This window comes from Streptomyces sp. MspMP-M5 (genome assembly GCF_000373585.1).
Classification (GTDB): Bacteria; Actinomycetota; Actinomycetes; order Streptomycetales; family Streptomycetaceae; genus Streptomyces.
In genome coordinates, this window is sequence record NZ_KB891888.1 from 16,019 (window position 1) to 31,086 (window position 15,068).

16 protein-coding genes and 1 pseudogene are annotated in these 15,068 nt (G+C 74.4%); 9 read left to right on the plus strand and 8 right to left on the minus strand.

The window, feature by feature from the left end:
- Nucleotides 1-4 precede the first annotated feature (4 nt).
- Nucleotides 5-700 (minus strand): FadR/GntR family transcriptional regulator, encoded by a 696-nt coding sequence (locus B073_RS0115955; protein ID WP_037811842.1) that lies wholly within the window; start codon nucleotides 698-700, stop codon nucleotides 5-7.
- A 173-nt stretch (nucleotides 701-873) separates the two neighbouring features.
- Between B073_RS0115955 and B073_RS0115960 the strand changes: the two genes are divergently transcribed.
- Nucleotides 874-1,848 carry a dihydrodipicolinate synthase family protein gene (locus B073_RS0115960; protein ID WP_018539089.1) on the plus strand — a complete coding sequence of 325 codons (975 nt, stop codon included), beginning with the start codon at nucleotides 874-876 and terminating at the stop codon, nucleotides 1,846-1,848.
- Between the two features lie 53 nt (nucleotides 1,849-1,901).
- Complete coding sequence (locus B073_RS0115965) at nucleotides 1,902-2,579, plus strand: hypothetical protein (RefSeq protein WP_018539090.1); 678 nt, start codon at nucleotides 1,902-1,904, stop codon at nucleotides 2,577-2,579.
- 6 nt (nucleotides 2,580-2,585) lie between these two features.
- Here the strand turns inward: B073_RS0115965 and B073_RS0115970 are convergent, their stop codons facing one another.
- On the minus strand, nucleotides 2,586-2,840 hold the full coding sequence (locus tag B073_RS0115970) for a hypothetical protein (protein WP_018539091.1): 255 nt from the start codon (nucleotides 2,838-2,840) through the stop codon (nucleotides 2,586-2,588).
- 67 nt (nucleotides 2,841-2,907) lie between these two features.
- On the opposite strand from B073_RS0115970, the gene map reads away from it, so the two are divergent.
- Both map and B073_RS0115980 read left to right on the plus strand, forming a co-directional pair.
- On the plus strand, nucleotides 2,908-3,765 hold the full coding sequence (gene map / locus B073_RS0115975; protein ID WP_026247426.1) for a type I methionyl aminopeptidase: 858 nt from the start codon (nucleotides 2,908-2,910) through the stop codon (nucleotides 3,763-3,765).
- Between the two features lie 240 nt (nucleotides 3,766-4,005).
- Nucleotides 4,006-4,668, plus strand: coding sequence for a heme oxygenase (biliverdin-producing) (locus tag B073_RS0115980; protein WP_026247427.1), 663 nt, complete (start codon nucleotides 4,006-4,008; stop codon nucleotides 4,666-4,668).
- A 46-nt stretch (nucleotides 4,669-4,714) separates the two neighbouring features.
- On the opposite strand, the gene B073_RS0115985 is transcribed toward B073_RS0115980, so the two are convergent.
- Nucleotides 4,715-5,449, minus strand: a complete 735-nt coding sequence (locus tag B073_RS0115985) for a PhzF family phenazine biosynthesis protein (protein ID WP_018539094.1) — start codon at nucleotides 5,447-5,449, stop codon at nucleotides 4,715-4,717.
- A gap of 159 nt (nucleotides 5,450-5,608) precedes the next feature.
- Here B073_RS0115985 and B073_RS0115990 point away from each other — a divergent pair, with 159 nt between their 5' ends.
- Nucleotides 5,609-6,595, plus strand: a complete 987-nt coding sequence (locus B073_RS0115990; protein ID WP_234025098.1) for a hypothetical protein — start codon at nucleotides 5,609-5,611, stop codon at nucleotides 6,593-6,595.
- Between the two features lie 83 nt (nucleotides 6,596-6,678).
- Here B073_RS0115990 and B073_RS0115995 read toward each other — a convergent pair whose 3' ends face one another.
- A complete protein-coding gene (locus B073_RS0115995) occupies nucleotides 6,679-7,419 on the minus strand; it encodes a bifunctional DNA primase/polymerase (RefSeq protein ID WP_018539096.1) in 741 nt (246 codons plus the stop codon).
- 141 nt (nucleotides 7,420-7,560) lie between these two features.
- Nucleotides 7,561-8,190, minus strand: a complete 630-nt coding sequence (locus tag B073_RS0116000; protein ID WP_018539097.1) for a TetR/AcrR family transcriptional regulator — start codon at nucleotides 8,188-8,190, stop codon at nucleotides 7,561-7,563.
- Between the two features lie 170 nt (nucleotides 8,191-8,360).
- On the opposite strand from B073_RS0116000, the gene B073_RS47150 reads away from it, so the two are divergent.
- Complete coding sequence (locus tag B073_RS47150) at nucleotides 8,361-8,537, plus strand: DUF6243 family protein (RefSeq protein ID WP_199788156.1); 177 nt, start codon at nucleotides 8,361-8,363, stop codon at nucleotides 8,535-8,537.
- A 49-nt stretch (nucleotides 8,538-8,586) separates the two neighbouring features.
- On the opposite strand, the gene B073_RS0116010 is transcribed toward B073_RS47150, so the two are convergent.
- The 3 genes from B073_RS0116010 to B073_RS0116020 all read right to left on the minus strand — a co-directional run bounded on the left by B073_RS0116010 (nucleotide 8,587) and on the right by B073_RS0116020 (nucleotide 12,063).
- Nucleotides 8,587-9,540 (minus strand): small ribosomal subunit Rsm22 family protein, encoded by a 954-nt coding sequence (locus B073_RS0116010; RefSeq protein ID WP_018539099.1) that lies wholly within the window; start codon nucleotides 9,538-9,540, stop codon nucleotides 8,587-8,589.
- A gap of 49 nt (nucleotides 9,541-9,589) precedes the next feature.
- On the minus strand, nucleotides 9,590-10,651 hold the full coding sequence (locus B073_RS0116015) for a serine hydrolase (protein WP_018539100.1): 1,062 nt from the start codon (nucleotides 10,649-10,651) through the stop codon (nucleotides 9,590-9,592).
- A gap of 86 nt (nucleotides 10,652-10,737) precedes the next feature.
- Nucleotides 10,738-12,063 carry a multidrug effflux MFS transporter gene (locus B073_RS0116020; RefSeq protein ID WP_018539101.1) on the minus strand — a complete coding sequence of 442 codons (1,326 nt, stop codon included), beginning with the start codon at nucleotides 12,061-12,063 and terminating at the stop codon, nucleotides 10,738-10,740.
- A 273-nt stretch (nucleotides 12,064-12,336) separates the two neighbouring features.
- On the opposite strand from B073_RS0116020, the gene B073_RS0116025 reads away from it, so the two are divergent.
- From B073_RS0116025 to B073_RS40090, 3 genes and pseudogenes are all read left to right on the plus strand, one after another.
- Nucleotides 12,337-13,269 carry an SDR family oxidoreductase gene (locus B073_RS0116025; protein WP_234025099.1) on the plus strand — a complete coding sequence of 311 codons (933 nt, stop codon included), beginning with the start codon at nucleotides 12,337-12,339 and terminating at the stop codon, nucleotides 13,267-13,269.
- Nucleotides 13,270-13,379: 110 nt separating this feature from the next.
- Nucleotides 13,380-14,282: a PhzF family phenazine biosynthesis protein gene (locus tag B073_RS0116030; RefSeq protein WP_018539103.1), complete on the plus strand. Its 903-nt coding sequence runs from the start codon at nucleotides 13,380-13,382 to the stop codon at nucleotides 14,280-14,282.
- 84 nt (nucleotides 14,283-14,366) lie between these two features.
- A pseudogene (locus tag B073_RS40090) lies at nucleotides 14,367-15,038 on the plus strand (trypsin-like serine peptidase); the annotation flags it as partial.
- Nucleotides 15,039-15,068 lie beyond the last annotated feature (30 nt).

Here is a 15,068-nt window from a genome sequence, read left to right on the forward strand (position 1 = left end):
GAACCTAGGACACGCCCTGCGCCCGCAGCCGGCGCCGGATACCGTCGAAGTGCCGGTGCATCGCCGCGACCGCCCGCTCCCCGTCGCCCGCCTCCAGCGCGTCGACGATCTCCGCGTGCTGGCGGTAGGTCACCTCCGGGTCCGGCCGGACGTCGGCGAGGTCCTCGCGGACCCGGCGCAGCGCCGCCCAGAACGCGTCCAGCACCTCGCTCAGCAGATGGTTGCCGAGCGACCGGTACAGGGCGAGGTGGAAGGCCCGGTCGGTGGCGCTGAGCACCTCGCCGCCGCGCGCCTCCTCGGCCATCCGCTGCACCAGCCCCTTGAGGACCGTGAGGTCCGCCTCCGGCAGGCCGCGCGCCACCGCGCCGATCAGCCCCGCCTCCAGGGCCTCCCGGACCTCCATCAGCTCGTACAGGCTGGGCTCGCCCTGGTGGTGGCGGACGGCGGCCCGGAAGGCGACGCCCTCGACGAACGGTTCCAGGCTGAGCGCGCCGACGTAGGTGCCGAAGCCGTGCCGGATCTCGACGATCCGCATGGCCTGGAGCGCCTTGAGCGCCTCGCGGACCGAGTTGCGGCTGACGTCGAGCAGGGCGACCAGCTCGGTCTCGGTGGGCAGCGGGTCGCCCGGCGTCAGCCCGCGATCCAGGATCAGCTGCTTGATCCGTGCCTGGACGTCCTCGGACATCGTGCCTCGCGCCATCCCCATCGCCCTCTTCCGTCTCCCGCACCTCATGTGCCGCGCGCCGCCGCCCCGTTCGGCCGCCGCCGGGGCGGCACTCCTTGACCGGGTACCTGCGCGCACGCCTATTGTGAACCGCGATATCGGACATCCCATGTCCGATGTCCCAGCTCAGCGCAGCCCTTGGAGCCCTCATGGCACTCACCGCCCCGCTGCACGGCGTCATCCCACCGGTCTGCACCCCGCTCGACCCGCACGGCGAGGTCGACACCGCCTCCCTCACCCGCCTGGTCCGCCGCCTCCTCGACGCCGGGGTGCACGGCCTGTTCGCCCTCGGCTCCACCGGCGAGACCGCCTACCTGACGGATCGTCAGCGAGCCGCCGCCCTGGAAACGGTGGTCACCGCGGCCGCGGGCCGGGTCCCGGTCCTGGCCGGGGTCATCGACACCACCACCGCCCGCGTCCTGGAGCACGCCCGGACCGCCGCCGCGCTCGGCGCCGACGCCCTGGTCGCCACCGCCCCCTTCTACGTCCGCACCCACCCCCGCGAGATCGCCGCCCACTTCCGGCGGCTGCGCGACGCCACCGGGATGCCGCTGATCGCCTACGACATCCCGGTCTCCGTGCCCGGCAGGCTCTCCCCCGCCCTGATCCGCGCCCTGGCCGAGGACGGCACCCTGGCCGGACTCAAGGACTCCAGCGGCGACGACGCCTCGCTGCGCCGGCTGCTGGTCGGGCTCGGCGGCCGCACCGCCCGGCGCACCGGCCCGGCGCCCGCCTTCGCCGTCCTCAGCGGCGGCGAACTCACCGCGGACGCGGCCCTGTTGGCGGGCGCCGACGGTATCGTCCCGGGCCTGGGCAACGTCGATCCGGCCGGCTACGTACGGCTCCACGACGCCGCCCGGGCCGGCGACTGGCCCCGGGCGGCCGCCGAACAGGAGCGGCTGGTCGCCCTCTTCGACCTCACCGACACCGGCCCGCAGGACGAGATGGGCCGCGGCTCCTCCGCCCTCGGCGGCTTCAAGGCGGCGCTCCACCTGCTCGGTGTGATCGCCCACCGCGACACCGCCCTGCCACAGATCCCGCTGAGCGAGGAGTCGGTGGCGGAGGTGGGACGTCGGCTGACCGAAGCGGGGCTGCTCCCGGCCCCGCACCCCCCGTACGAGTGACACCGCCCGCTCCGGCCCCCGTCGGGCCCGACCATGCGGCACCATGCCGCGCCATGGATGCCGTACGCGTCGCCCTGCTGCGCGAGGTCCTCGCCGGGACCGAGTGGATCGAGGCCACCCGCCGCTTCGCCGGTTCGCTGCGGGCCGCCGTCGCCCCGCACGGCGGCGGACTGCTGCTGGTCGGCACCGCCGGCTACGAGCCCTGGCACCTGGCCGCCCACCTGGACGACGAGGCGGCCTGGTCGGGCCTGCCGGAGCTGTCGCCCACCCTCGTCCGCCACCGGATCCCCGCCGGGGCGCCCGCGCACCTCGCGGTCGGCCCGGGGCGGCTGGCGGCGGCCGGGCGCGGCGCGACGCTGCTGGTGGTGACGCCGGAGCCGCCGGACGGCGGGCTGCTGGAGCGGGTGCACGACGCGCGCCGCAACGGCGCCACGGTGCTCGCGCTGGGCTCCGGCGACCGCGATCTGCACACCCTGGCCCACGACGCGCTGACCGCCGCCCCGCCGCCGGAGGACGCCACGGCCACACCGGCCGCACCGGCCGGCCCCGGCGCCCGGGACGCCCCGGACCTCCCGCGGCCCGCCGACCTCGACCTGGATACCGTCCAGCACCTCGTCAGCGCCGCCGCCGGGGAGAACAGCCGGCCCGCGCCGCGGCACCGCAGCCGCTTCCGCGACCGCCTGTCCCGCCTCGCCGAAACCCTGGCAGCCCCACCGCCCCCGCGCTGGTGAGTGTGTCTAGGTGGCGCCCCCGCCGCCGTCGTTCTTGCCCCCGCTGCCGCCCTTGCCCATGTCATGCCACCTGGGGTCGGTCTCCCACTCCAGGTTGCGCTCGCGGGCGGTCTCCATGGCGTGCGACGCCTCCTCGCGGGTGGCATAGGGACCGAAGCGGTCGGCGGCGCGGCACTGGGGCCCCTCCTCGACCGTCCCGTGCCGGAGGCAGTAGAACCACTCGCCCGGTTTGCCGACCGTCCGCCGTTTGAACAGCGCCATCGCCGCCTCCTGTGCTGGGCTCCCGTGCCACCATCCTGCCCGACGGCCCGCGGATACACTCGCTGGCATGTCTGGCCAGTCGCTTCTTGTCCCGGGGGACATCTCCCCCACCCGCCCCGTCCCCGCCTCGATCCGCCGCCCCGAGTACGTGGGAAAGCCCGCGCCCACGCCCTATACGGGGCCCGAGGTGCAGGACGCCGACACGATCGAGCGGATGCGGATCGCCGGCCGGATCGCCGCCCAGGCGATGGCGGAGGCCGCCAAGCACATCGCGCCCGGCGTGACCACCGACGAACTGGACCGGGTCGCCCACGAGTTCATGTGCGACCACGGCGCCTACCCCTCCACGCTCGGCTACCGCGGCTTCCCCAAGTCCCTGTGCTCCTCGGTCAACGAGGTCATCTGCCACGGCATCCCCGACTCGACCGTCCTGCGGGACGGCGACATCGTGAACCTCGACGTGACCGCGTACATCAACGGCGTGCACGGCGACAACAACGCCACCTATCTGTGCGGTGACGTGGACGAGGAGTCGCGGCTGCTGGTGGAGCGGACCCGGGAGTCGCTCAACCGCGCGATCAAGGCCGTCAAGCCGGGCCGCCAGATCAACATCATCGGCCGGGTCATCGAGTCCTACGCCAAGCGCTTCGGCTACGGCGTGGTCCGCGACTTCACCGGCCACGGGATCAACTCGTCCTTCCACTCCGGCCTGATCGTCCCGCACTACGACAGCCCGCACCACACCACCGACATCAAGCCCGGCATGACGTTCACCATCGAGCCGATGCTGACGCTGGGCACGTACGAGTACGACATGTGGGAGGACGGCTGGACGGTGGTGACCAAGGACCGCAAGCGGACCGCACAGTTCGAGCACACGCTGGTGGTCACGGAGACCGGCGCGGAGATCCTTACGCTGCCCTGATCCGGACGGGAGTAGCGTTTTTACCGACAGGTTGTCGGGAACAGGTTGACCAGGGCCCGCCCTGCGTAGTGAGGTGATCCCGACCTGATAGCTGCGCGTATCCGTCACGCATCCGTCACGGCCTGTTCCCGCCGCCCCACCGCGCGTCGCACGACTCCTGTCCGCGCTCTCCCGGTCCCCCGGAGGCCCGCCTTGGAAGCGTCCCGCCCGACCCCGTCCTCCCCCGAACCGCCGGCCCCGCTGGGGCAGGAGGAGGCCCCGTCCTTCTCGACGGCCATCCGCACGGCGTCCCACGCACAGCACACCGAGGCCGAGAACTCCCCGTTCATGGGCCACCTGCTGGGCGGCCGGCTCGGCGTCGCCGCGTACCGCCGCTACACCGAGCAGCTGTGGTTCGTCTACCGCGCGCTGGAGGACGTCCCGCAGCGGCTCGCCACGGACCCGGTCGCGGGCCCCTTCCTCCGCCCGGAGCTGGCCCGCACCGCCGAGCTGGCACGCGACCTCGCCCACCTCGGCGGCCCCGGCTGGCGCACCGGCCTGGCGCCGCTGCCGGCCACCGCCGCGTACGCCGAGCGCATAGCCGAGTGCGCCCGCAGCTGGCCGGCCGGCTATGTCGCCCACCACTACACCCGGTATCTGGGCGACCTCTCCGGCGGCCAGATCATCCGCGGCACCGCCGAGAAGACCTGGGGCTTCACGCGCAAGGGCGACGGCGTCCGGTTCTACGTCTTCACGGACATCGGCAACCCCGCCGCCTTCAAGCGGGAGTACCGCGAGCTGCTGGACGGGCTGCCGCTGGACGACCTGGAGAAGCAGCGGGTGATCGACGAGTGCCGGCGCGCGTTCGCGCTGAACGGCGCGGTCTTCCGGGAGTTGGCCGAGGAGTTCCCGCACACCGCGTGAGGCGGCGGGCCGGGGCGCGACACCCGCGCCCCGGCCCGGCCACCGGTCACGGCGCGTCCGGCACCCCGGCGCGCACCCGGCCGCCGATCTCGATCGTGCCGTCGGCGCACGGCCGGGTCAGCAACTGCGAGCCGGCCCCCTGGCGGATGTCCAGGGCACGGCCCAACTGGTGCGTCAGCAGCAGAGCCGCGGCGCCGGTGGCCTCGTCCTCGACGACTGTGTCGCCGCGCCGCGGGAACCCCCGGGCGCGCACGGTGCCCGCGGCCTCGTCCTGCCAGGCCCAGGCGTAGAGCCAGCCCTCGCCGGGCGGCGGCGCGGGCAGCGCGTCCACCTCGGCGGCCGAGTCGTACCGCTCGGTGCGGCGCGCGGTGACCCAGTCGGCACGGGCGCGCACCCACGCCAGGTCGCCGTCGTGGCGGACGCCGACGACGCCGGCCGGCGGCCGCAGCGACCGCACCGGCCGGCCCAGGCTCCGCAGCAGCCAGGCGAGGCCGACGAGGGGGTGCCCGGCGAACGGCAGGCGGACGCTGGGGGTGTGGATGTCCACGGCGGCGGGGTCCGGATCGTCGCCGGGCGCGGCCGGGTCGAGGAACACCGTCTCGCTGTAGCCGAGTTCGGCGGCGAGGGCGGCCCGGTCGGCCGGGTCGGGGAGGGCGGCACCGTCCAGGACGACGGCCAGCGGATTGCCCCCGTCACCGTCCGGTCCGCAGAAGACCCGGAGCAACTCCACGCCGGGGCGGTCGTCGTCGTGCACCTCGTGCACCTCGTTCGGCTCGGTCATCCCCGTATTGTCCGCCGTACGCCCCGCCGGTCACGGGCCGGGGGCGAACGCCACCCCGACCCCCACGCGCGCCGCGGGTCACCGGGTATCGTTGCGCCGAATCCGTGCCACCCCGGCGGCCCGCGTCCGCCCCGGACGCCCCGAAGGAGCCCGAGCCCCATGACACGCAGGTCGCCGTTCCGGGTGCCCGCAGCAGTGACGTCGGCAGCAGCCGCGCTGGTGCTGCTGAGCGGATGCATGACGGTGCACGGCGAGCGCGAGGTGCTGCCCGCGGTGTCGCACGCCGACGCCGCCAAGGCGCTCAAACGCTTCACCGACGGCTTCAACAAGGCCAACCGCACGCTGGATCCCACGGTGAACGCCTCGTTCGAGGCCGGTGCGCTGCTCGCCATCGACCAGGCGCAGATAAAGGCCGCACACGGCGTCCGGCCCCACGGCAACCCCGGCTTCACCCCGCTGTCGTTCACCGACGCCCACTTCACCGTGCCCAAGCAGAAGGGCTGGCCGAAGTACTTCATCGGGGACGCGCTCAGCAACCGCCGGGACCGCAGCGGCGAGAACACCCGCTGGTACCTGGTCTTCAGCCGGGACAGCATCAAGGCGCGGTGGCGGGCGGTGTACTTCGCGACCTTCCCCGGCAACTCCGCTCCCGAGCTGAAGATCACCGGCGGCTACGCGGAGCCGGTGCCGCTGGACGGCTCCTCGGGACTGACCGTCGATCCGGGCAAGCTCAGCCGGGCGTACGCGGACTACCTCGGCAGCGGTAACGGCGGCCAGTTCGCCTCCGGCAGCGAGACCGACCAGCTGCGCGCCTGGCGCGCCGGTCAGGCCAACCAGCCCGGGGCCCGCATCCAGTGGGAGGACCAGGCGTCGGACCTGCCGCCGGTGGCGCTGCGGACGACGGACGGCGGTGCGCTGGTGTTCTTCTCGACCGTCTACCACCAGCTGAAGACGGTCTCCAAGGGCCTGATGATCACGGTGCCGGCGCAGCTGCGCGGGATCATGGACGGGCCGGTGAAGAAGACGTCGCGGATGGCGTTCACGACGGTGTCGGGCCAGGCGGTGACGGTGCCGGCGAAGGGCACCGGCGGCAAGATCAAGGTGCTGAACCGGATCGAGGCGAAGACCTCGGCGCAGGCGTTGTAGAGACCTCGGCGCCGGAGAGACCTCCGGGGACGGGGCCGTCGGGCGACCGGCGGCCCCTTGGTCCGTCGTGGTCCGTCCGGTGGTCAGCGGCCGATCGGCCAGGCCGACGTCTCGTGGTCGGCCTCGTGGTCGACGACCTCGGCGCAGGCGTCGGTGAGGGCCGCCAGCAGCGTCAGCGGGTCCGGCAGCGGCAGCTCGGGGCCGCGCAGCCAGGTCACCGCGGGCTGGTCGCCGGGGAGGGCGGAGGGCGGCAGGAGGACGTAGCTGCCGCGGCAGTGCCAGCGGAAGCCGGGATGCTCGTCGAGGGTCTCGGGATGGCAGTCCAGCTCGCACGGCCACCACTCGTCCTCGTCGTCGGGGGTGCCGCGGGTGGCGGTGAAGAAGAGCATCCGGCCGTCGCCGAAGCCGGCGCCGCTGAGGCTGACCGGGCCGACGTCGACACCGGCCGCGTCCAGCCGGCCGAGGGCGCTGCGGCCGGCCTCCACGGGGACGTCGAGGACGTCGTGGGCCATGCCGGTGGCGGTGATGAAGTTGGCCTGCGGGAGGGTGCGGACCCAGGCGGCGACCTTGTCGCGGTCGGTGGTGGCGACGGTCTGCCAGCCGAAGGAGATGGGGTGGCGGCCGGGGGTGGGACAGCCGATGCGCTCGCAGGAACAGCCGTAGCCGGAGGGGTGCGCGGCGGGGGCGACCGGGAAGCCCGCGTCGACCGCCGCCATCAGCAGGTCCTCGCGGCCGCGCGCGGCCGCCGATCCCGTGTCCGTATCGCCGCCCGATCCGCTCCTCGGCCGGCGCAGCCACTGGGAGAACCTGCTCTTGCGTTCCATCAATCCCCTCACTTCGAGCGGTGGTCTGGGGTCAATGCTGCCACCATCCCGGGCCCCAGGTGACCGGTGTGCGGATCCGGGGTGAACGCGGTACGGGCGAACAGGGCATTTCACGCCAACGCCGCCCGTCCGCCCCGGACGTCAGGTTCGCGGGCGCAGACCGCGGAGCACCTGGTCGACGAGGGTGTCGACGAACTCGTGGGTCAGCTCCCCGGTGCGCATCAGCCAGCGCTGTGAGAAGGGACTCAGCAGCATCTCGGCGGCGATCCGGAGGTCGGTGTCGGGGTCCAGCTGGCCGGCGTCCCGGGCGGCCCGGAGCCGGTCAATGTAGACCCGGGTGCCCGGTTCCATCAGGCGGCCGACGAAGGTGCGGGAGAGCTCCTCGTCGTTGGCGCCGGCCGCGGCCAGGGCGCGATAGGGGGCCTGCCAGGCCGCGTCGTTGAACTCGTCGGCGGTGGCGCGCAGGACGAACTTGAGGTCGGCGGCGAGGTCGCCGGTGTCAGGCAGGCCCTCCTGGTCGTACGCGTCGACGACGGAGCCGAAGGCGTCGAGGAGGACGGCGGCCTTGGAGGGCCACCAGCGGTAGATGGTCTGCTTGCCGACGCCGGCACGGGCGGCGATGCCTTCGATGGTGAGTTTCTCGTAGCCGACCTCGCCGACCAGGGCGAGGGCGGCCTCGAAGATCGCCTGGCGGGAGCGTTCGCTGTAGCGGCGGGTGGGGGTGCCCCCGGCGGAGCCAGGGGGAGCGTCGGGGGCTGCTTTGTTGGCCATGGTGGGAGTGTAGCCAGCAGGAGGCGAGACGTATCGTCTTGACAAGACGGAGCGTCTCGCCCCAGGATGAGGGCACGCCGAACGAGACGAAGCGTCTCGATCGGGGTGCGGGGACACGGCACGTCCGGGCCCCGCGCCGCCCACCGGTCCCACAGGAAGGAACTCACCTCATGAGCAAGGGAAATGCCGGCGGAATGCTGGGAATCGGCGGTGCCCGCAACAAGCTCTCGCGGGGTGCGCTGCGCGGTGCGGGCGACCGCGGCCGAGGCGCGGCCGGGCAGCAGGACGCGCAGCGACAGCGCCGCGAACTGCTGGAGAAGATGCGGGAACGGACCCGGAGCACCTGACGCGATCCGGTCCCCGGGGCGGCGGGCGGCCGCGGCCCCGGGACCGGCCTCAGTGCGGCCAGGCGTCGCCCCAGGCCGCGTCGCGGGCCTCGCGGTAGGCGGCGCCGTGCCGCTTGGTGACGGTGTCGCGGCGCAGGGCCTCGTCCGCGGTGCACAGCTCCAGCAGCACCTGGCCCTTGCGGATCTGCGGCTTGCGGACGATCCGGGCCGCGGCCGGTTCGGCCGGCAGGCGGGTGGCGGCGACATAGCCGAACTTCTCGTCCTCGTAGGCCAGCGAGCCGCCCTTGACCTGGCGGTGCAGCGAGGAGCGGCTGACCCGGGCGGAGAAGTGGCACCAGTCCTGCCCCGGGACGATCGGGCAGGCAGCGCTGTGCGGGCACGGCGCGACGATCCGCAGTCCGGCGGCGACCAGTTGCTCCCGGGCCTCGCGCAGCCGCAGATAGCCCTCCGGGGTGCCCGGTTCGATCAGTACGACGGCCCGGGCGGCGGCCGCGGCGGCGACCACCGCGCGGCGGTCCTCGGGCCGCAGCTCGCCCAGCACGTAGGAGACGGTGACCAGGTCGGTGCCCTCGGGGAGGGTGAGGCCGTCGCCCAGGGCCTGCCGGCGCCAGGTGACGTCGGGCAGGATCCCGGCGGCCAGTTCGCGGCCCAGGTCGAGCGCGGGCTGCGCCCAGTCCAGGACCGTGCTGCGCGGGCCGTCCCAGGTGGCGGCGGTGGCCCAGGTGGCCGCGCCGGTGCCGCCGCCGACGTCGACGTGGGTGGCCGGGGACCAGTCGGGGACGCGGGCGGCGAAGGCGGCCAGCGCGGCCCGGACCGCCTCGAAGGTGGCCGGCATGCGGTACGCGGCGTACGCGGCGACGTCGCCGCGGTCCCGGAGCACCGGGGCGTCGGTGGGAGTGCGGCCGCGGTAGTTGGCGATCAGCCGCTCGACGGCCTGCGCGGCCTGCTTGGGCGGCAGGCCGTCGAGCAGGCCCGCCAGGGCGGCGCGCAGTTCGTCGTGCATTCCGGAAAGTCTAGATGAGTGAGTCCGAAGTCCCGCCTGCCCCGCGGCGTCAGGGCCGGCCCGGGGCGGCGCTCACCGCGCGGGCCAGCCGGGTCGCGGCCGCCGCCCGCGGGGCGCTGCCGCCGGTCCGGCGCCGGGGGTGGACGGTGTTGGCGAGCAGCACCAGGAAACTGTCGGTGGCACGGTCCAGGACGAGGCTGGTGCCGGTGAAGCCGGTGTGCCCGGCCGCGCCCCGGCCGGCCAGTTCGCCCATGAAGTACGGCTGGTCGACGGCGAATCCGAGGCCGGGCGGGTCGAGCAGGGCGGCGACCGCGGCCGGCCCGAGGATCCGGGCGGTGCCGTACGCGCCGCCGTTGAGCAGCGTCCGGCACAGCACGGCCAGGTCCTGGGCGGTGGAGAACACGCCCGCGTGCCCGGCGACGCCGCCGAGCGCCCAGGCGTTCTCGTCGTGCACCTCGCCGCGCAGCAGCCCCCGGTCCGCCTTGGCCCACGGCCGCCGCTGGTCCTCGGTGGCGGCCACGCCCTGCGGCGCCAGCGGGCCGTAGCAGGTGCTGGTCATGCCCAGCGGGCCGGTGATGCCGTCGCGGACCAGGGCGTCCAGGCGGCGGCCGGTGAGCCGCTCCAGCAGGAGGTGGAGGGCGATGAGATTGAGGTCGGAGTAGCGGTGAACGCCGTACGGGCCACAGGGCGCGGCCGCCTCGGCCCACAGTGGCGCCAGCAGGTCGGGCCCGTCCCGGTGCGCGTAGAAGGGCAGCTCGGGCGCGAGGCCGGAGGTGTGCCGGAGCAGATCGCGGACGGTGATGCCGGGGGCGAAGGCCGGCAGGTGGGCGGCGACCGGTGCGTCGAGGGCCAGCCGGCCGCGCTCGACCTGCTGGACGGCGGCGATCGCGGTGAACAGCTTGGTCAGCGAGGCGAGATCGAAGACCGTGCCGATCCGCATCGGCTCCCACCGGTCGCGGGGCAGGTCCACACCCCGGTCGCGGTCGGGGTCGTACGCGCGGTAGCGCACCGCCCAGCCGGTCGCCGCCTCGGCCGCCACCACCGGGCCCCGGCCGGCCAGCACCACCGCGCCGGGGCACCACGGAGGAAGGCCCTCGGGCAGTGCCCGCACGCCACTGACCAGCCGCTCCGTCCAGGCGGGGTGCAGTCCCGCCTCGGCGGGCGTGCCGGGCCGCAGTCTCGGTGCGTTCGGTGCGTTCAGAGCCCAGTCCTCTCGCCGGCGACGCCTTCCCTCTTACGCTGCCACGGACGGCACATTCCCAGGAAGCTCACGAGCGCGAGAACGGCACACGACAGCTGTACGACCGCCATCGGAACGGCCGTCCGCTCGCCGGCGATCCCCACCAGCGGCGAGGCCACCGCGCCGAGCAGGAAGGTCGAGGTGCCCAGCAGCGCGGAGGCGGAGCCGGCCGCGTGCGGGGTGCGCAGCAGCGCCAGAGTGTTGGTGCTCGGCATCACCAGACCCATCGACGACATCAGCACGAACAGCCCCGCGGCCACCGGCACCAGCCCGGCCTTTCCGAAGACCCCGGCCGACATCAGCAGCAGGGCCGCGCCGGCCAGCGCGACCAGCGCCAGCCCGGTGCCCAGCACCTTGTCCAGGCCGACCCGGCCGACCAGCAGCTTGCCGTTGATCTGGCCGACCGCGACCAGCCCGACGGAGTTGAGGCCGAAGAGCAGGCTGAAGGTCTGCGGGGAGGCGCCGTAGATGGCCTGGACGACGAACGGCGAGGCCGCGATGTAGGCGAAGAGCGCGGCGAAGGCGAACGCGCCGACCAGCAGATAGCCGGAGAAGACCCGGTCGGCGAGGAGGTCGCGCATGGTGCGCAGGGCCGGACCGAGGCCGCCCGGCTGCCGGCGCTCCGGCGGCAGCGTCTCGCCCAGCCGGCGCCATACGAGGAGGGTGAGCAGCAGCCCGACCACGGTCAGCACCACGAAGACCCCGCGCCAGTCGGTGACCCGGAGGATCTGGCCGCCGATCAGCGGGGCGACCACCGGCGCCACCCCGGAGATCAGCATCAGCGTGGCGAAGAAACGGGCCATCGCCACCCCGTCGTACAGGTCGCGCACCACAGCCCGGGCGATGACGATGCCGGCCGCGCCGGCCAGTCCCTGGAGCAGCCGGAAACCGATCAGGACCTCGGCGTCGGTGGCGACCGCGCACAGGGCGGTGGCGAGCACGTAGACGACCATGCCGACGAGCAGCGGCCGGCGGCGGCCCCACTTGTCGCTCATCGGGCCGACGATCATCTGCCCCAGGGCCATGCCGGCGAGGCAGGTGGTGAGGGTGAGCTGGACGGTGGCGGCCGGACTGTGCAGGGCGGCGGTGACCTGCGGCAGCGCCGGCAGGTACATGTCCATGGAGAGCGGCGGGACCGCGGTGAGCCCGCCGAGGACGAGGGTGACGAGCAGGCTGGTGCGGCGGGCGGCGACCGGTGCCGCGGGCGCGTCCCGCCCGGATATGGCGGGTCGTTCGGGTCTGTCGTCCCGGGCCTCGGCGGCGGGGGCACCGGACTCTGTCATGAGCGTCTCCATGATTCGGTGATGGCGGCCACCATCGTGGCACGCGGGCCGCACGGCAGGGGGCGTGCGGAGGGGGGTCTTTGGTCGTAGGGCCTTGGGGCGGGTTGGAGGTGGGAGGTCCTACGTCCGCCGGAGGGGCTGGGGTCGGGATCGGAAGGACCCGTGCCCGTCCCCGCCGTCAACTGCCGCCCGGTCCGCGGCTGCTGGCGGTACCGCCCGGCTCGCGCCCGATTCGCGCCCGGTTCGCACCCCGTCCGCCATTACGCTGCCGCCATGGCATATGACGCAGAGCGGGCAGGGTCGGCACAGGCGACACCGGTGGCACGGGCCGGGCAGGTGGGCGGCACCGCCACCGCGGCCCGGCCGACCCTCCCGGCACCTGCCTCCCGGGGCCGCACCCCGCGGACGGCTCCGGTGCCCCAGGAGGCCCGGGAGGACGGCGCGGCGGGCCGGCGGGTGGCGCTGGTCACCGGCGCGGGCTCGGGCATCGGCCGGGCGGTCGCGCTGGCACTGGCCGCCGACAACTGGACGGTGGTGCTGGCCGGCCGGCGCGCCGAGGCGCTGGAGGAGACCTCCCGCCAGGTGGGCTACGCGGGCATCGAGGGCCCCGCCGTGCTGCCCGTCCCGACCGACGTCACCCGCCCCGACGAGGTCACCGCCCTGTTCACCGCGCTCCGCGACCGCTTCGGCCGGCTGGACCTGCTCTTCAACAACGCCGGCGCGTTCGGCCCGCCGGTCCCGCTGGAGGAACTCTCCTACGAGGACTGGCGGGCGGTGGTCGACGTCAACCTCAACGGCGCCTTCCTGTGCGCCCAGGCCGCGTTCCGCACGATGAAGGAGCAGGACCCGCAGGGCGGCCGGATCATCAACAACGGCTCCCTCTCCGCCCATGTGCCGCGGCCGCACTCGATCGCGTACACCGCCACCAAGCACGCGATGACCGGCCTCACCAAGTCACTGTCCCTGGACGGCCGTCCGTACCGGATCGCCTGCGGCCAGATCGACATCGGCAACGCGGCCACCGAGATGACCGGCCGGATGCAGACCGGGATCCTCCAGGCCAGCGGCCGCACCGAGGTCGAACCGGTGATGGACACGGCCGACGTGGCCCGTACGGTCGTGCACATGGCGACGCTCCCGTTGGAGGCCAATGTGCAGTTCGCGACAGTGATGGCGACCACCATGCCCTACGTCGGTCGGGGCTGACGCACCCTGGGACGCGTACCGCAGGCAGTGGGCCGCGTGCCGTGGGCCGCGTGCACGTGGGCCGTGGGCCGCCCGGGAATAGCCGGGCGGCGGCGGACGGTTACCCGATCATGACTGCCGAAACCGCCGCCGGGGACACCGTCCGCACCCCCGAGGTCCTCCGCTACACCGCCTTCTCCGCCGACCCCGCGGGGGGCAATCCGGCCGGCGTCGTCCTGGACGCCACCGGGCTGGACGACGCAGCCCAGCTGGCCATCGCCGCCGAACTGGGCTACTCCGAGACCGCGTTCCTCACCGCGCCGCCCGAGGGCCTGGGCGAGCCCGGCCGGGCGTTCACCATCCGGTACTTCAGCCCGCTCGCCGAGGTCGCCTTCTGCGGCCATGCCACGGTCGCCACCGCGGTCGCGCTGGCCGAGCGGCTGGGCCCCGGCGACCTGGTCTTCGCCACCCAGGCGGGCCCGGTCCCGGTCACCGTCACCCGGCAGGACGGTGCCCTGCGCGCCACCCTCACCAGCGTCGAGCCGCGCATCGAGCCGATCGCCCCGGCCGACCTCACCGAGGCACTGGCCGCGCTGGACTGGCCGGCCGCCGACCTCGACCCGGCGCTGCCGCCCCGCATCGCCTACGCCGGCGCCCGCCACCTGGTCCTCGGCGCCGCCACCCGCGAGCGACTGGCCAAGCTCGTCTACGACTTCGACCGCCTGGCCGCCCTGATGCGCCGCCTCGACCTGACGACCCTTCAGTTGGTGTGGCGGGAGAGCGACACGGTCTTCCACGTCCGCGACCCGTTCCCGGTCGGCGGCGTGGTGGAGGACCCGGCGACGGGCGCCGCGGCCGCCGCCTTCGGCGCGTACACCCGCGCCCTGGGCCTGACCACCGCCCCCGCCACCCTCACCCTCCACCAGGGCCACGACCTCGGCCGCCCCGGCCTCCTCACCGTCGACCTGCGCCCCGGCGACCCCCGCTCCCACGTCAGCGGCACGGCCACCCGCATGGGGGCGACGGACGCCTGACCGCGGCGGGGACGCAGTCCTGCGGGGCCGAGGCCGGGGCCGCCGTCGCTCCCGCCCCTGCCGCCCCTGCTCCCCGGAATCGAGACCGGCGGCCCCTGGACCGCCGGCGGCGCGGTCACCCACACCACCGGCCGGGTCTTCTTCACCTACCAGGGGCGCCCCGCCTCCTGCTCGGGCGACGCGGTGACCAGCGCCAACAGGAGCACGGTGCTGACCGCCGGCCACTGCGTGAAGCTGAAGGGCAGCTGGCACACCCACTGGGTGTTCGTCCCCGGCTACCACGACGGCCGGGCCCCGTACGGGAAATGGAGCGCGACGAAGACCCTCGCCACCCCCCAGTGGGCGGCCCGCGAGGACCTCGACTACGACGTGGGCGCCGCGGTCGTCGCCCCCGTCGGCGGCCGCCGGCTCACCGACACCGTCGGCGGCCAGGGCCTGTCCTTCAACTCCGGCTACGGCAGGCGGACATATGCCTTCGGCTACCCCGCCGCCGCCCCCTACGACGGCAGCAAGCTCACCTACTGCTCCGGCACGCCCCTCAAGGACCCGCTGCTCTCCACCGACCACGGCCTCCCGTGCAACATGACCGGCGGTTCCAGCGGCGGCCCCTGGTTCACCTCGTTCAACCCCCGAACCGGCACCGGCCTGCAGTCCTCGGTGAACAGCTTCGGCTACCAGTTCCTGCCGAGCACCATGTTCGGCCCGTACTTCGGTACCGACGCCAAAAACCTCTACGACAAGGCACAGCCCTCCTGAACCACAGGCACCACGTCCGGCGCCCCTGCG

Bases quoted from the DNA above. Each gene is read 5' to 3' on its own strand.
- B073_RS0115955 (WP_037811842.1), bottom strand. From the start codon at position 700: ATGGCGCGAGGCACGATGTCCGAGGACGTCCAGGCACGGATCAAGCAG.
- B073_RS0115960 (WP_018539089.1), top strand. From the start codon at position 874: ATGGCACTCACCGCCCCGCTGCACGGCGTCATCCCACCGGTCTGCACC.
- B073_RS0115965 (WP_018539090.1), top strand. From the start codon at position 1,902: ATGGATGCCGTACGCGTCGCCCTGCTGCGCGAGGTCCTCGCCGGGACC.
- B073_RS0115970 (WP_018539091.1), bottom strand. From the start codon at position 2,840: ATGGCGCTGTTCAAACGGCGGACGGTCGGCAAACCGGGCGAGTGGTTC.
- map (WP_026247426.1), top strand. From the start codon at position 2,908: ATGTCTGGCCAGTCGCTTCTTGTCCCGGGGGACATCTCCCCCACCCGC.
- B073_RS0115985 (WP_018539094.1), bottom strand. From the start codon at position 5,449: ATGACCGAGCCGAACGAGGTGCACGAGGTGCACGACGACGACCGCCCC.
- B073_RS0115990 (WP_234025098.1), top strand. From the start codon at position 5,609: ATGACACGCAGGTCGCCGTTCCGGGTGCCCGCAGCAGTGACGTCGGCA.
- B073_RS0115995 (WP_018539096.1), bottom strand. From the start codon at position 7,419: ATGGAACGCAAGAGCAGGTTCTCCCAGTGGCTGCGCCGGCCGAGGAGC.
- B073_RS0116000 (WP_018539097.1), bottom strand. From the start codon at position 8,190: ATGGCCAACAAAGCAGCCCCCGACGCTCCCCCTGGCTCCGCCGGGGGC.
- B073_RS47150 (WP_199788156.1), top strand. From the start codon at position 8,361: ATGAGCAAGGGAAATGCCGGCGGAATGCTGGGAATCGGCGGTGCCCGC.
- B073_RS0116010 (WP_018539099.1), bottom strand. From the start codon at position 9,540: ATGCACGACGAACTGCGCGCCGCCCTGGCGGGCCTGCTCGACGGCCTG.
- B073_RS0116020 (WP_018539101.1), bottom strand. From the start codon at position 12,063: ATGACAGAGTCCGGTGCCCCCGCCGCCGAGGCCCGGGACGACAGACCC.
- B073_RS0116025 (WP_234025099.1), top strand. From the start codon at position 12,337: ATGGCATATGACGCAGAGCGGGCAGGGTCGGCACAGGCGACACCGGTG.
- B073_RS0116030 (WP_018539103.1), top strand. From the start codon at position 13,380: ATGACTGCCGAAACCGCCGCCGGGGACACCGTCCGCACCCCCGAGGTC.